General features: G+C 51.3%; 9 protein-coding genes and 3 pseudogenes. 7 read left to right on the top strand and 5 right to left on the bottom strand.

The window, feature by feature from the left end:
• Positions 1-102: 102 nt before the first annotated feature.
• A complete protein-coding gene (locus AC0Z42_RS05275) occupies positions 103-3951 on the bottom strand; it encodes a hypothetical protein (RefSeq protein ID WP_485467184.1) in 3849 nt (1282 codons plus the stop codon).
• Between the two features lie 224 nt (positions 3952-4175).
• Here AC0Z42_RS05275 and AC0Z42_RS05270 point away from each other — a divergent pair, with 224 nt between their 5' ends.
• The 4 genes from AC0Z42_RS05270 (at position 4176) to AC0Z42_RS05255 (ending at position 7171) form a co-directional block, all read left to right on the top strand.
• Positions 4176-4388 (top strand): hypothetical protein, encoded by a 213-nt coding sequence (locus AC0Z42_RS05270; protein ID WP_485467183.1) that lies wholly within the window; start codon positions 4176-4178, stop codon positions 4386-4388.
• Positions 4307-4516, top strand: coding sequence for a toxin-antitoxin system HicB family antitoxin (locus AC0Z42_RS05265; protein WP_485467316.1), 210 nt, complete (start codon positions 4307-4309; stop codon positions 4514-4516). Before AC0Z42_RS05270 ends, AC0Z42_RS05265 begins: the two co-directional genes overlap by 82 nt.
• A 252-nt stretch (positions 4517-4768) precedes the next feature.
• A complete protein-coding gene (locus AC0Z42_RS05260) occupies positions 4769-5236 on the top strand; it encodes a helix-turn-helix domain-containing protein (protein ID WP_485467182.1) in 468 nt (155 codons plus the stop codon).
• 204 nt (positions 5237-5440) lie between these two features.
• The gene (locus AC0Z42_RS05255; RefSeq protein ID WP_485467181.1) at positions 5441-7171 is read left to right on the top strand and encodes an ABC transporter ATP-binding protein/permease; all 1731 of its coding nucleotides are present in this window, start codon (positions 5441-5443) and stop codon (positions 7169-7171) included.
• Between the two features lie 363 nt (positions 7172-7534).
• On the opposite strand, the gene AC0Z42_RS05250 is transcribed toward AC0Z42_RS05255, so the two are convergent.
• On the bottom strand, positions 7535-8320 hold the full coding sequence (locus tag AC0Z42_RS05250; RefSeq protein WP_485467180.1) for a hypothetical protein: 786 nt from the start codon (positions 8318-8320) through the stop codon (positions 7535-7537).
• A 380-nt stretch (positions 8321-8700) separates the two neighbouring features.
• Positions 8701-10386, bottom strand: a complete 1686-nt coding sequence (locus AC0Z42_RS05245) for an SMEK domain-containing protein (protein WP_485467179.1) — start codon at positions 10384-10386, stop codon at positions 8701-8703.
• A 462-nt stretch (positions 10387-10848) separates the two neighbouring features.
• Between AC0Z42_RS05245 and AC0Z42_RS05240 the strand changes: the two are divergent.
• Positions 10849-11168 (top strand): annotated as a pseudogene (locus tag AC0Z42_RS05240) (transposase); the annotation flags it as partial.
• 143 nt (positions 11169-11311) lie between these two features.
• Here the strand turns inward: AC0Z42_RS05240 and AC0Z42_RS05235 are convergent.
• A pseudogene (locus AC0Z42_RS05235) lies at positions 11312-11629 on the bottom strand (transposase); the annotation flags it as partial.
• A 79-nt stretch (positions 11630-11708) separates the two neighbouring features.
• Here AC0Z42_RS05235 and AC0Z42_RS05230 point away from each other — a divergent pair.
• Positions 11709-11795: pseudogene (locus AC0Z42_RS05230) on the top strand (transposase); the annotation flags it as partial.
• On the opposite strand, the gene AC0Z42_RS05225 reads toward AC0Z42_RS05230, so the two are convergent.
• Positions 11791-12971 (bottom strand): IS3 family transposase gene (locus AC0Z42_RS05225; RefSeq protein ID WP_485467178.1). Its coding sequence is split into 2 segments (ribosomal slippage): positions 11791-12701 and positions 12701-12971, totalling 1182 coding nucleotides; the frame shifts between segments, so codons are not numbered across the junction. The pseudogene AC0Z42_RS05230 and the gene AC0Z42_RS05225 sit on opposite strands and share 5 nt — an antisense overlap.
• A 14-nt stretch (positions 12972-12985) precedes the next feature.
• On the opposite strand from AC0Z42_RS05225, the gene AC0Z42_RS05220 reads away from it, so the two are divergent.
• A protein-coding gene (locus AC0Z42_RS05220) for an IS3 family transposase (RefSeq protein ID WP_485467315.1) occupies positions 12986-14127 on the top strand; the annotation gives its coding sequence in 2 pieces (ribosomal slippage) (positions 12986-13220 and positions 13220-14127; 1143 coding nt in all).
• The last annotated feature ends 82 nt before the right edge of the window (positions 14128-14209 follow it).

The following is a 14209-nucleotide window of genomic DNA, read 5'->3' as shown; positions in this document are numbered from 1 at the left end:
TTTGCGGTGCACTGACAAATGACAAGGGCCGTTGATGATCAATCTCATCGTCAACGGCCCTTGGTTTTTCATCTAATAATCAGTCGTTAAAGTAGCGCGCAGTTACTCAAACCGCTGTTCGCGCCCCTCATCTTCTCGTCGCTCACGCTCTTTTTGGCGCTCGATTAGATTCGCAAGTTTTTCAGACATTGATTTTGCCGCCACAGCGATCATCACGTTCTTATGGTCAACCAGCACGCCAAGCGCAGCGGCTCTAGACTGCATCACGTCCGCCAAACTACCAGACCAACTTGAAGGTGATACTCGACCGGCAAATGCATCCAAGACAGCTTCTGGATTGGTAGACACCTCAAGCAACCTCATCGCTGCATCGGACAACGTAACTCCCTCCGGCTCTCCTTCGCTAGACCAAACACTGATACCCGCCGCGACAGATGCCCAAACACTGCTATCATTTCTCACTTCACACCACTCAACCAAAACGTCAACATCTATCTGGGCAAGAGGTTCACTATTCAGGCTGCCATCAGAAATAAACGATAATCGTCGATTTTGTTGTTCTTCTACACCCTCAAAAACGCGATCGAGAAACGCTTCTGGCATCAATGCGACCGTGGTCTGGATGGTCTTTTCAAAAGCATAAACATGACCATAATTCTCGTCAATAACGGTGAAGATTGTGTCGAGCCACTCCAGCTTTTCAGCCTCATTACCATCGAAGCGAAGCGCAGCACCGATGACGTGCTCCATCTTAAAATCCACACGCCCACCACCATCATTATGATCTCTTTGGAGCCTCTGGATCGCAGCTCTCAAACCGGCCAGTCGCAGTTCGGATCCAAGCGTATCTACAGCTTCATCTGCACTGTGTAGCTTCATACTCAGCGCGTCCAAAAGCACATCATCGCCATTCGGTTTAGCCAAAATACGGTATGCGAGAGCCAGTATCCGGTGCCCGGGCAAATTAGCATACTCGTCCCTCCATAAGAGGGGACCGAACATTCCCGAATAAGTGTCAGGTACATCCAGAAGAGTCTCGCAGCGACTTAGGTCAGATTCTGTGAAATCCCGCTTCGGATGCAAGGCGACAAGTACTTGTCGAAGTTCTGGATGCAGTGCACATTGATCGAGCAGCTCCTGTGCTAATGCAGGATCGACAGAGTCAATCCCCTCGATAAAGCCGCCAAAGATCTCAAAATTAATTCTTACTTCGGTCTGCTGCTCGAGATATTTAACTAGTTTCCGCCATTCAGCTCTCACATCATGCGCACCCTTCGCTAAGCCTCTCCCAAAAGCACCCCGACGAGGCATCCAGTCACTTGAAAACAGGTTGGATCCCAAAGCATCAAGGTCATGTGCTGATACAGCAAAGTCCTCACCTAATCGTAGCGCCTTGGCTTGGAGTCGCTTCTCAGCTTCGTTATACTTATTGGTGTCGCTATGATGAAAATCGGCATCCAGCGCCCAACAATCGCCGTTACCTAGTACATATGTCATTATGGTTGGAACTAAGTCGTGGGGCTCCAACTCTCTCTCCAATGCAGCAAGGTTGTCTGGAAGCGGCTGGGAATTCTCCCTGTCCTGGAGCTTGGTATAATCGAAATAAATTGTTGATCGGACGGCTTGCCAACCCTCGCCAAAAGGGGAGTAAGCATGCAATTTACGAGTGGCATCTATCAGTTTCTCTCTCATGGCTTGTTGATGCCACATTACTCGAAACGCATTCGCCAAAGTCTGCCGCGCGGGTAACTCAAGATCAGAGTCGCCGCAGGTTCCCAATTTCACAGCGACGTCGATGAAAACGCTACGCCACTCAATAAGTTCCTTATGGTTTGGGTAAAATCCGAAGTTTCGAGGGCGAGCGCCGAATTCGCTCATTCCGTTTCCACTCCATCGGGGTCCGCCTAAGGCAGTTTCGAGCATCCTGAAACCTAGCGACCGTCGTCCAGTTAGATCCGATGAAAAGCATTCGTTCATGACCATGACGCGTTGATCTAATGAAGCATGCGTACCGGAAAGGTACGCTTGGAAAAAGGCGACAACCTTGGCTCGAACCGCGTCAAAGTTATTGCTTTTTTCTTCACAATCCGCAACGCTAATCAAGAGTCTTACGCAACGGTCAAAAGCGCTCGGTTCGTATGCCAACAATTGCAATAAATTGAGAATGGTCTGCCTCCTTGGGTCATAACGTGGATGCATACCTTTAAAATCAAGCGCAGTAAGTTCTGCTTCGATCCTGTCAAGCAAGACTTCAGGCGCAACTGGAGCGATATAATCAAGAATTCGTACGGACATCTCGTCCAACTCTAATATCCGCCCTAGCAATCCGTCTGGCTGGAGCCAAGCCTCAACGATCTCTTTCGCTACAGGGTGATCGTGCAAAAGACCTAGCCTATGTGCAAACGACATCAGCAAGCGTTGACGACCAGAGGCTTCAAAAGTCGCTTTGATTTGCTCGACCGGGATACTATTGAGTGCCGATGCAGCCAGCTTGTTCGCAATGGCATGAGGCAGGATAGCTCTCCAGTGGCCCCGCTTTTGTACAACCTGGCGATCCGCTAGCTTTCCAACGGATCGAAACAACTGGGTATGAGAATGGCCTGAGATTGAGCCAAGTACATCCAGCTCGCGGTTACCACCTTCCTCACTTGAAATCGAGAAGGAATACACCAAAGACATTACTTCAGCCTGATGCCGCAAATCTTCGTCCGGCTGATTGCGCTGTTCAAACAAGCGATTGAACACCTGAGCGTCAGAAAGCTGAGCCAAACTTTCGCCGTCTTCTACCCTCTCGGCAATTGCGAGGGATACCCTCGCGTTCCCATCAGCAAACTCTGCTATGCGGCGAGCATTGTTCTGACCGATACGGGGAAAACGGCGGATCAAAAGCCGCTCTGCTATCTCCGGCCCGACCGCCTCAATGTGGATTACCGCGGTTGTCTGGGGTTTGTCGTCCCTGATGTCATATTCAACGGTGATAAGTCTTATCTCACCGCCTGCGGCTGATACCCTGCTCGCTAGCAAAGAGTGCAATTCTGACGGACAGTTATCCAGTATCAAAAAGGCATGTCGGCGCTCTGCAATAAGCCTATCCAGCATTGCCGTAGCCGAAGGATCAGGATTCGCACCAGTATCAACATAGATTGCCAATGTCCGGTCCAGCGCATTTTTACCGATTGTTTCATCAAACAGTGCTTGTACAATCCTGGTCTTTCCTACGCCGGATAAGCCTGTGATGCGAACCGCCTTAGCCGTAGTCCTCATGAGCTCTCTCATTGGCTCGATGGCATTTTCTATACTGAGCTTTTGATGCCTTTGTGAAGGCAATGTAACCGAGACGCCTGATGCCGAAATCAGCGTATCATCGATACCGTGAGGTGGATTACTCCACGCTCCGTATGCCTGCCACCCCGAGTATCCCTGGCCCAGTTTTCCCTTTAACCATAACATAACTGAAGGGTGCTGCCGCACCCACTGGACCAGCTTTGAACGGTCGTAAAAGTCCAAATGAATATTGCTATTGTTGAGATCGTTCTTGACGGCATCGCGCATCGCTGAAAGGCGATCATTTTTCATCGGGGGAGAACAATCATCAGCCAAACTGACGATGATGTAACTGCCACCTTTCGCTGCTTGCTCACTGATCACAGGTGACAGCACTCCTTCGGTACGCATTTCATCGATGATAGCGCCCTTGGGCATCGAATATTTCTTGGCTTGAAGGATGGTATCTGGCCTTTCAAGGAACCCGGTATTGAGGCTGTCCACAGGAACCTGAACGCGAATATCAATGCCACCATCAGGAGCATTGATCGAACCAGACCACCTTACCCACGCAGGGCTATGCCCTTTCGCTGCTATTTCAGCCTCGGCAAGCCGAGCTATGAATTCCTCCAAAAGCGTATCCGACAACCCTAGTAATTGGTCTTTTTCGATGTCAAAGATTGCCACAACTTCACCTCAGCAGAACGGTTTGTACGGGCAAAAAGCAACCCATGATTCAGACAATAGTACTGGATCGAGTACCCGAAGGGGTAGCTGTTGTGTATCGTTATAATCAGCAGCGACTTAAAACTTCGACCCCACCAACCGCTGGCTAGTGCAGCACGAACACATCACCTTGGAAGGGGCTTGAGGAACCCGGAGTAAAACCAAGAATAACGTGATGAAAATCGATGAACATCAGGCTGTCATTGCTTTTAATCCTGAAATTGAACTGTTCCCGGGGCGAGTTCATTGGCCTGAATGGCGGCGCCGATTTCTATGCGTCAGATGTGGCTGGTCTACAGCGTGAAGGGGCGATTTCATTAGCTGTTTTTTTAAAAACATACGCAGAAAAGACATTGAGTGCCTGCAAAATTTCTCAGGAAAATTTGTTCTTCGTGTAGATCCTGCAATCCATGAAGCTGCTACGCTTGCGGCCGCAGCCCACGGCAAGAGCTTGAACCAATGGGCTGCCGAAATGCTTGAAATGTCGCTAGCCGCTGGTGACAATTCTGATGCGCTTGAAGCTTGATCAAGCATAAGAGGACGCCCTTGCGGCTTTGCCGGGCGATTTGCTGGCCGAACCGGACGTGCTTCCAGTTCGCCAGGCTGAGCTTTTTCGGTGCCGTCAATATACTGGCGCGATGCCGCTCAATGGTGGCAGGCGGTAGAATCATTGCTGCTGACCAGGCCGTGGCAGGCAAACCGCCCTCGTTCATCGTTGCGGCGACGGGTGCCTCACGGCAGGTCATTCACCAACGCGCTATATTGAAAGGCAATATGTATGTCTGGCAACATCCCTGTTTCTGAACGGATCAAAAGCTGCCGCGAGAATCTTCATCTCTCACAAGTTCAGCTGGCCGAACTGGCGGGCATCAATCCCACGCAACTGTATCGCTACGAATCAGGCAAAGCCAATCTTCGTTTGGACGTGGCAGAGAAGATTGCCTCGGCCCTCGACATCAGCACTGCCTGGCTTGTGCATGGAACGTTGCCCATCGCCAGAGGGACACAAATCGACCCGCCAGTGCCAATCGGAGGCGGGCTCATCCTGAATTTTCTGGAACTTCCTCCCGCGCTTGCCTCCGCCATAAAGCTGCTGTCCATGCAAAATGGCAGCACCGTAGAAATAGAGCTCGTGAAGCTTGTGCAACAGGGCCTCGAAGCCATGCACAAAAAAGCCTCGGCTGGCGCCGAGTGCGGCGGCATCGCTTTACCGCACGATTACGTTGCGAACACGGACGATACATAGTCAACGGATAACCGCGCACCGTTGTACTGTTGCTTTGCAAACATTTCCACATTGACGTTATGATGCAGTGCAGCAGCCGATAATTCATGCACCCAGATTACTTTTTACAGGCGCATCTCATGGCACTTTCATCCCTTTCATACTTGCAACCACCACAGCAACCGATGGCGGGCCGCACCTATCAACTTGTCAAATACGTCGATCGTGAGAGACTCCCCTGACCATGCCCCGCCCCACGCAGCCCGCCGCCCTGGCCTGCTGCACTTGTTCGCGCCTTACTGGGGCGCGCGCCAGCGCTGGCGCGCCTGGCTGCTGGTGGCGCTGTGGCTGGCAATCACGTTCGGCTCGGCATGGCTGTACGTCCGCGCCAATGAGCTGACGGGCGAACTGACCGACGCACTGCTGAGCCGCAAGTGGGATGTGTTGAAAAAGGTGGTCTGGCTGACGATCGGAGTGGGCTTGCTGGTGGGCGCGCTTGGCGTGGTGCGCACCGCCATCATCGACCTGATCGACCTCGACTGGCGCACCTGGCTGAGCAACCACTACCTGGAGCAGTGGTTCAGCTCGCACGCCTATTACGACATGGATGCCGATGGTGCGCTCTCCAATGCCGACCAGCATATCGCCGAAGACGTCAGGCTGTTTGCCAACAGCAGCGTGGTCAACATTTCCAACATGATCAACGTGGTGGTCAATATCGTGGCCTTCACATCGGTCTTGTGGACGCTGTCCGGCACCTTGACCATCCCCATCGGGAACGCGAGCCTGCACATCCCCGGCTATATGGTCTACGTCGCACTGGTCTACAACCTGGCGTATTTGTTGCTGGTCCATTGGGTCGGCAAGCGCCTGATCGTGCTGGGCATGAAACGGCAGACGGTCGAGGCGGACTACCGTTACGGCGCCATGCAGGTGCGAGAAAACGCCGTGCAGATCGCGTTTTATGGCGGCGCCGCGAACGAGTTGCAGCGCTTGCGCCGCCGCTTCGCGAAAATCCGCGACAACGTGCTGGCCACGGTGGTGCGCAACGCCAAGCTCGAAATGACCAGGACGGTCTATGGTCACCTGTTTGCCGTGCTGCCGACGCTGACCGCCCTGCCGCGCTATTTCGCCGGCGAGATCACGATGGGCGGCGTGACGCAGGCAGTCGGCGCATTTGGCCAGCTCAGTGCGTCGCTGGGCTACTTCCAGGAGTCGTACAAGAGTTTTGCGATGTGGATGGCGCTGGCGCACCGGCTGCGCGATTTTTCCTGGGCCATCGACAAGGCGCACGCGCGGCCGAACGGTTTTACCGTGGCGCGCGTCAGCCAGGACGGCATCCACAGCAGCGCGCTTGCCCTGCGCACCCCGGATGGCGACCTGCTGGCCGATGTGGCGCCACTGCAATTGGCGGCAGGCAGCCGCACGCTGGTGCGCGGCCCTTCGGGCACCGGCAAGAGCACCTTGCTGCGCACCCTGGCCGGTTTATGGCTGCATGGCGCCGGCACCGTCACGCTGCCGGCCGACGCCCGCATCATGTTTTTGCCGCAGCGTAGCTACCTGCCGAGCGGCACTTTCAAGGCCGCCATGTGCTATCCGCAAATGCCCGATCAATTCGACGACGCCACCTGCCGGCGCGTGCTGGACGCCTGCGGCCTGGGCAACCGGATCACGTCGCTGAAAACCCGCGACAACTGGCAGCAATTGCTGTCCGGCGGCGAACAGCAGCGCGTCGCATTCGCCAGAGTGCTGCTGCAGCGTCCCGACTTCGTGTTTCTCGATGAAGCCACCAGCGCGCTCGACCCGGCCACCGAGGCGAACCTGTACCAGGCCTTGATCAAGGAGCTGCCCGACAGCGCCATCATCAGCGTGGCGCACCGCACTGCCGTGGCCGACTACCACGACGACATCATCGAACTGGTGCCCAGCACCGCGCAGGCAGCGCAGCCTGCCTGACTCCAAATAGACCAAGCCCGCGACAAGCGGGCCTGGGATGGTTTTAATGCATTTCAGTTCCGGTCAAGCCGGACGGGAGATCACTCCCACTCGATTATCAATGGCATCGGCAAGTAACTGATTTTTATTGGATTTTCTGTGTTATCGATATTTAATACCATCGAAAATACCATCATAAAAAACAGGCATTGACCGTCTTCTCACCCTCCTCATTATCTTACACTTTTCAGCAACTTCCAGTACCGTTTACAAGTTTCAAGCTTGCACGCCCTGCAGTGTGAATGTCGAACCAGCGGACTTTACTGGACATCGGCGGACCACTTTCTCATATGGAAAAGCTTGATTTTCGTCCGACGACATCCGTCAAAATGCGCTATAGTTTTTCATACATTTTTCATACTCCTGCCAGCGACAAGTGAGGCAGAAGCGCGCGAGCGAATTTACAAAACGTAGTAACTGGAGCGTGTCTAATTCAGGAAAGTGCAGGCGGGCCAGTGAAATCATGATGAAGTATTCCGACAGCAATGAATCATTTAACACTTTGTCAAGCTTTAGTCGGATAGTTACCTCAGCTGTTTCGCGAATGCAGGGAGCCATTTTATAGAGATCGTGAAATCTGGATAAATACTCGTTGGCGATAGCGTTTGATTCTAACAAGGATAGCATGCTAATAAGTACGTCATGTACAAAACTTCCCTCGTTAAAGAAGCTGACGATGATGATCGCGCCGTGACGCTGGTCGTGGATCAGTCGATGGCTGATCGTGTCGCAGGAAAGCAAGGCTATCAAAATATGTGACTTAACCAAATCATGGTGCATCTGCAGCTCTGACGCGTTCAGCCAATAGACGTCCATGGCCTGGGATGGGGCTTCACCGTTTTGGATAATATTGAATAATCGGCATTTACGAATCATGAACTCTATGCCCCAGGTCGTTGTGGTTTGGTCGAGAAAGTGTGTCATCTCGTGTTTGACCAAAGCGCGTAACTCTCGTTGTTCGATTGCTTCCGGTGATAAATCTGGTGCTGGAATCGCAATAAGTGCTGCGGTGATTTTTAGTAAATTGTAGCTATTGAACTTATTTATAGTTATCAGTCCGGCAAGGAAATCAAAGTGGCCCATATCTTCTGCCGTGCGGACTGTTTTCATGAATAGATTTGGTGAAAAATTTCTTTATTAATGATGACTAGAAATATAGTTACCATTTATGGAAGAATTCTGAAAATTTCGATAAATACATTTTTATTCACTGAAATTTTCGCCTGTCTTATAAGTTTCTCTGTTTTGGTCGAATAAGCTGAACTGTACAGAAAAGGGTGTACAATATCGCTATGATTCATAGTAGGGTATTGATACTGGCATGCGCACTCTAGCATCCGCCCGCATTGATCTCACGCAAATGATCGGGCGAATGCGAGTTTGCATTCCGCCAGTTTAAGGGATGTAGTACCATTTTTGAAGACGTCACCCTATGTTCAGCAACGCGACAAAGCCTTGGCTACTGAGTTGCCTACATCTATGGTAAGTTATTAATCCATTTCTAATTCACTAGACAACTTGCGTGTGCGCTCCAGTAACCCAAGATTTTTGTAAATGCGTTCTGCTAAAATAAAATTTCTCTTTGATTCGTCGATTTTTCTCTGTTTTTTATAAAGTATAGCAAAATTCCCTAAAATCTCCGCACGTAACTTGGGGTAATTATTTTTCTCTTTGGCAAGAGCGTCGGTCAAAAATTTCTCCGCCTCACCAAGAACGTTCTCCTTAATCATAAGATTACCAAGATTTACAAGATTAGTCAGTTCCCCATGGTGGTCATTATTGCTGATTGCCAGCTCGTAAGACTTTAATAAGTATTTCTTTGCTTTCTCATAGTCTTGCATAGCCTTATAAACATTGGATAAGTTCCCGTAGTGTCGAGTAAGTTCCAGTTTTTCTTTTAATAGTTCAGCAATATCGATTGCATGAAAAAGAAGCGCTTTGGCCTCTAGTAATAAATTTGGATCATTTCGCTGTGCCGCTAAATATTGAAGCTGAACGGAAGCATTTGTTAGGAAGTTGCTATTTTTTAGCTTTAATCTATTCCGTTCATCGATATCTTCCTCCAGATTAATAGCATTCTCTATAATTTTTCGAGCTTTCCGAAAGTATCCTCCAGAAAGAACGTAATTTTCAAGATGATTATAACAAATGCCGAGATTGTTAAAATGGTTTGCAAATCCTTCGTTATCTTCTTTTCTTGTCAGCTTAAGAGCCGAGCGATGATATTCAATAGCTTTGGAATATTGTGATTTGTTTTTTTTGAGAATTCCAAGATTGCCGTTCAGGTGTTCGCGCTGAATTTGAGTCAAGTCGGGAAATTTTAGGCACGATTTAAATATCTTTTCGGCCTCATCCAACTGGCCAAGTTTCATTAAGTTTAGGGCGTGAATGTTAGCTGACGCTATTTTTTCTGGGTGTAAATTGGCAGCCTTTTTGTAGAATAGTTCAGCTTTCAATGGGTCAAGAAGAGCATATAAATTCGCTAATTCATAAATCATCTCAGCAGATTCTTCTAGTACCTTTTTTGCATATTCATCCAGCTTGCACAGGGCCAAATCTTTATTTTTATTCTTAATTAATTCGAAAATCTCTTGGTGAAGGGGGTTTGAATTTCCATTCACAATGGCTATATATTTATTGGCATCTAGTATTTGAGCGTCCAAGCCGCAATTTAAACGACTTGTCAAAAAAGGCATATGCTCTTTTATTTTTGAATGCAGTCGGCTTAGTGCCTCGAAAGGTACTCCGTTCGCCTTTATGATAATGCCATCAAAATCTAGTATGTCCGCTTTTGGATCAAATTTACAAGGGCATGGCTTTAAACTGTAAATTTTCTGCCTCGGAGTTAATGTGAATATTATAATCCGCTTTAATTTTAATTTATTTTTCAAAACGCAGGAAAGGGTCTCATTCACTTTTTTAGATCCTTTTTCAGACGTGATTTGAACACCAATCCCGTTGCTGACGTCAAGCAAGTCAATACAAGGATAGTTTGCTCTAAGAGTGTTGGCGTTAACCAAGTTCCAGTCAAAAAGAGAATTTAGAACATCGGCTACTAGATTTTCGGCAGAAATATTTATGTCGGTGAAATTTATCTTTGCATACGGACGAATAAAATTCTGTAGCGTAGCGATACCTAGATTAACTTCGTCAAGAAGTTCTTTTGATTTTAGCATTGTTGAGACCTTACTTGCAGTTCCTTTGGAAGGAGGGTTTATGCAAAGTTTTTTATTATATGCATCTAGGGAAATTATACTGTGCAATCGCCAACGCTAGTTCAGTGATTTGAAAAAATGTATTGCGTCGACAGATTGAATCCGTAGCGGTGTACTTTGCCAAGACGTCCGGGTCAGGTACGCCTTCATTCAGAAAGTACAGGACGATTTTCCGGTGCGGCGCTTGTGCAAGATGATGGGAGTTGTTGGCGCCGACCTAAAATTGACCACCGGGGAAGCGACAGTCCGCAGCGTCACGTTCGAGGTAACTTTGAGATGTACTGTCAATAGCGGACACTCTTGTTTCAAGCTGCCCGTGGCTGTTTGCTGAATTTTTCAGCGAACAACGCGGGCGGAACATTATAGTGGATCCCGAATCTGAGACGATGGTTTAAGCTGTGGTCCGTGAAAGGATGACAGCAAATGAGTGAAGGTAAAAAACGCCGGGTGCATACGGCCGAGTTCAAGGCCAAAGTCGGTCTGGAGGCTGTTCGCGGCGTCAAGACGGTGACGGAGATCGCGCAAGAGTTCGGTGTGCATCCGGTGCTGGTGGGCCAGTGGAAGAAGGAAATCCTGGAGAACGCCGGCGCGCTGTTCGACGCCAAGCGCGGCCCCAAACCGATCAATGAAAGCAGCCCCGAGGACAAGCTGTATGGCGAGATCGGTCGGCTGAAGATGGAAGTGGACTGGCTTAAAAAAAAGCTGGGGCCGTGAGCCAAAAAGCGCGCTTGGGCTGGATCGAAGCCGGGCACGAAACAGGAACACGTGACCGCTGAACGGATCTTCAGCCAGCGCCGTCGCGCCTTCGCCGCCAAACCGTTCATGCCAGAGCGCATGTCGGTTACGCCGGCAGCCAGCCAGATCTTGGTCCCAGCAGGCAAGCCGATCATGGCAGCAGCCTAGCCAGCAGCAGCGTCAGCATGGCCGTATCGACCGTGCCTTCCAGGCGCAGCTGCGCTTGGCCCACACTCAGTACAATGACACCGGGCGCGCTGCCTGCGACCGGCGCGGCTACGGGCGGCGTGTCGAGCACAGTGACTGCCACCAACTGACTCGGTGCGTTACCATCGGCCAGCGCCTCGCCACCGAAACGTTTGCGCCAACTGAACAGCTGATTGGTGTTTATGTTTAGCTCGCGGGCGATCAGTGATACGGATGTGCCGTCGACTTCGGTCCGCGCCACGGCGGCGCGCTTGAACTCATCGCTGTGGCGGCGATATGTAGTAGTTTAATGTACCCGGACACCAATTTAGGCGAGAATGCTCGCCATGGAGAGGTGTTTGATGAGCAAGCAAAGACGTACATTTTCCCCTGAGTTCAAGCAGCAGGCAGCATGCTTGGTATTGGATCAGGGATATGCAGTGGTCAAGTAATTTCGGACACGACGATAGGTTCGCGTACTGCCATTCTCCGTTCATAGACGGTGGGCGGCAGATTGCCCAGTACTGAATTGATGCGCCTGCAGTTATAGAATCCGACGATGTAGTCGGTGATGTCAGTCTTGGCCTCGGCGTGGTTGGCGTATTGGCGCTGCCAGACGCGCTCCATTTTCAGGTTCAGGAAGAATCGTTCGGCCACGGCGTTATCCCAGCAGTTGCCTTTTCGACTCATGCTGCAAACAAACCCATGCTCCGCTAGAAGAGCTTGGTAAAGTTCGCTGGCGTATTGACTGCCCCGGTCAGAATGGACGATCAGGCCAGGTCTTGGCCGCCGCTGCTGGATGGCCATGCTCAAGGCATCGCAGACCAGCTTGGCAGGCATGCTTGGCGCCATGGCCCAGCCAACCACCTTGCGTGCGTACAAGTCCAGCACGACGGCCAAGTACAGCCAGCCGGATCCGGTGCGAATGTACGTGATGTCCGAGACGTACGCCATGTCGGGAGCCGGCGGATTGAACTGCCGGTTCAGCACATTGGCCGCGATCGGCAGGTCGTGTTTGCTGTCTGTGGTATGAACGAATTTGCGTTTCCAAACGGGCTTCAAAGCCGCCTGGCGCATCAGACGCCGCACCTTGAATCGTCCGATGTGAAAGCCGGCGTTCGCCATGGCCGAAACCAGACGGCGGCTGCCGTAGCTCTGACCGCTGGCTTGAAATTCGGCCTTCAGATGCACGCTGGCCTTGCATACCAACGGCTTGGCGGAACGTCGTTGCGCGGCATAGTAACCAGAGCGGCTCACGTCCAAGACGCGGCAGCTTTGTTGGGCCGGGATGGCCTCCTTTTGCAGTTGATGAACGAGCTGGTAGATCATTTCATTTCGCGGGCAAAGAAGGCCGAGGCCTTTTTTAGGATGGTGACATCCTGCCGCAACTGCTGGTTTTCCAATTCGAGTTGCCTGATGCGTTGCTGCTCGGCGGTCAGTGGCTTGCCGATGCCCGGCTGGCCGCTCTGCTCGGCACTGTATTGCGCCAGCCAGCGCCGAATGGCTGTTTGGCCGATGTCCATGCTTTCGCTGACGTTTTGGATGCTCAGCCCCTGTTCTTTGATCATCCTGACCACTTCGAGCTTCAAGCTCGGATCGAATGTTTTGCGCTTTCTTGTTGTCATGCTTAACTCCTCAGATGGTGGATTTTCCACCTATTGAGGTGTCCAGGCAAATTAGACCACGGCAATACAGCCACGTGGAGGCCAGCCGGTCGATCGGCGTCGGCGAATCGCTGATGCGCCGCTGGGTTCAGCAGCTTCAATTGGAGCGACAAGGCGTCACGCCACAGGGCAAGGCGATCACGCCGGATCAGCAGCGAATACAGGAACTAGAGGCGCGCATTGAACGTCTTGAGCGGGAGAAATCCATTTTAAAAAAGGCTACCGCGCTCTTGATGTCGGAAGGGATAGAACGTACGAGGTAATCGATCAGATTTGTGGTGACGAATCAATCGAGTTGATTTGCGCGGTGTTCGATGTCGCGCGTTCATGCCTGTATGCACATCGGGAGCGCGTGCGACACATTGATGTTGAGCGCATGGCATTACGTAGCCGCGTCCACGAGCTGTTCTTTGAGAGCCGCAGTTCAGCAGGGAGCCGCAGCATCATGGACATGATGCGCGAGGAAGGCACGGCCATTGGCCGCTTCAAAGTTAGTCGTCTGATGGAGGAGTTGGGGCTGGTCTGCAAGCAACCTGGCAAGCATGCCTACAAGCAGGCCACGGTGGAGCGTGTCGACATTCCGAATCATCTCAACCGAGAGTTCACGGTTGGGGCGCCAAATCAGGTCTGGTGCGGCGACATCACCTATGTTTGGGCGCAGGGGCGATGGTATTACTTGGCTGTGGTGTTGGATCTGTTCGCTCGCCGAGCGGTGGGCTGGGCATTCTCACTACGGCCCGACGCCGACCTTGTTGTGCAAGCGCTGGAAATGGCTTTCGAGCAGCGTGGTCGACCGCAGGGACTGCTGTTCCATTCGGATCAGGGTAGTCAGTACGCCAGCCGAAAATTCCTTCAGCGATTGTGGCGCTACCGGATACAGCAGAGTATGAGCCGTCGGGGAAATTGTTGGGTTAACTCACCTATGGAACGACTGTTCCGCAGCTTCAAAACGGAATGGCTGCCGTCAAACGGTTATATGACGGCACAAGAAGCACAACGGGACATCAGCCATTACCTGATGCACCGGTATAACTGGATACGGCCGCATCAGTTCAACCAGGGACTGGCACCGGCCGTCGTCGAAGAAAAACTTAATATAGTGTCCGGGATGGGTTGACCACTACAATACGGGCCTCGTTTCGCCCTGGTTGTGACTGGTTGAATTATTGTGTCCATAATTAAATTTGTGGGCACAATCA

It is taken from the genome of Janthinobacterium sp. 1L-D-8-B-C4 (genome assembly GCF_057291295.1).
This window is presented reverse-complemented; position numbering and strand designations above follow the sequence as displayed.

What these genes read in the sequence shown, in the direction of transcription:
- AC0Z42_RS05270 (WP_485467183.1), top strand. Translation starts at nt 4,176, where the DNA reads ATGAACATCAGGCTGTCATTGCTTTTAATCCTGAAATTGAACTGTTCC.
- AC0Z42_RS05260 (WP_485467182.1), top strand. Translation starts at nt 4,769, where the DNA reads ATGTCTGGCAACATCCCTGTTTCTGAACGGATCAAAAGCTGCCGCGAG.
- AC0Z42_RS05250 (WP_485467180.1), bottom strand. Translation starts at nt 8,320, where the DNA reads ATGAAAACAGTCCGCACGGCAGAAGATATGGGCCACTTTGATTTCCTT.
- AC0Z42_RS05245 (WP_485467179.1), bottom strand. Translation starts at nt 10,386, where the DNA reads ATGCTAAAATCAAAAGAACTTCTTGACGAAGTTAATCTAGGTATCGCT.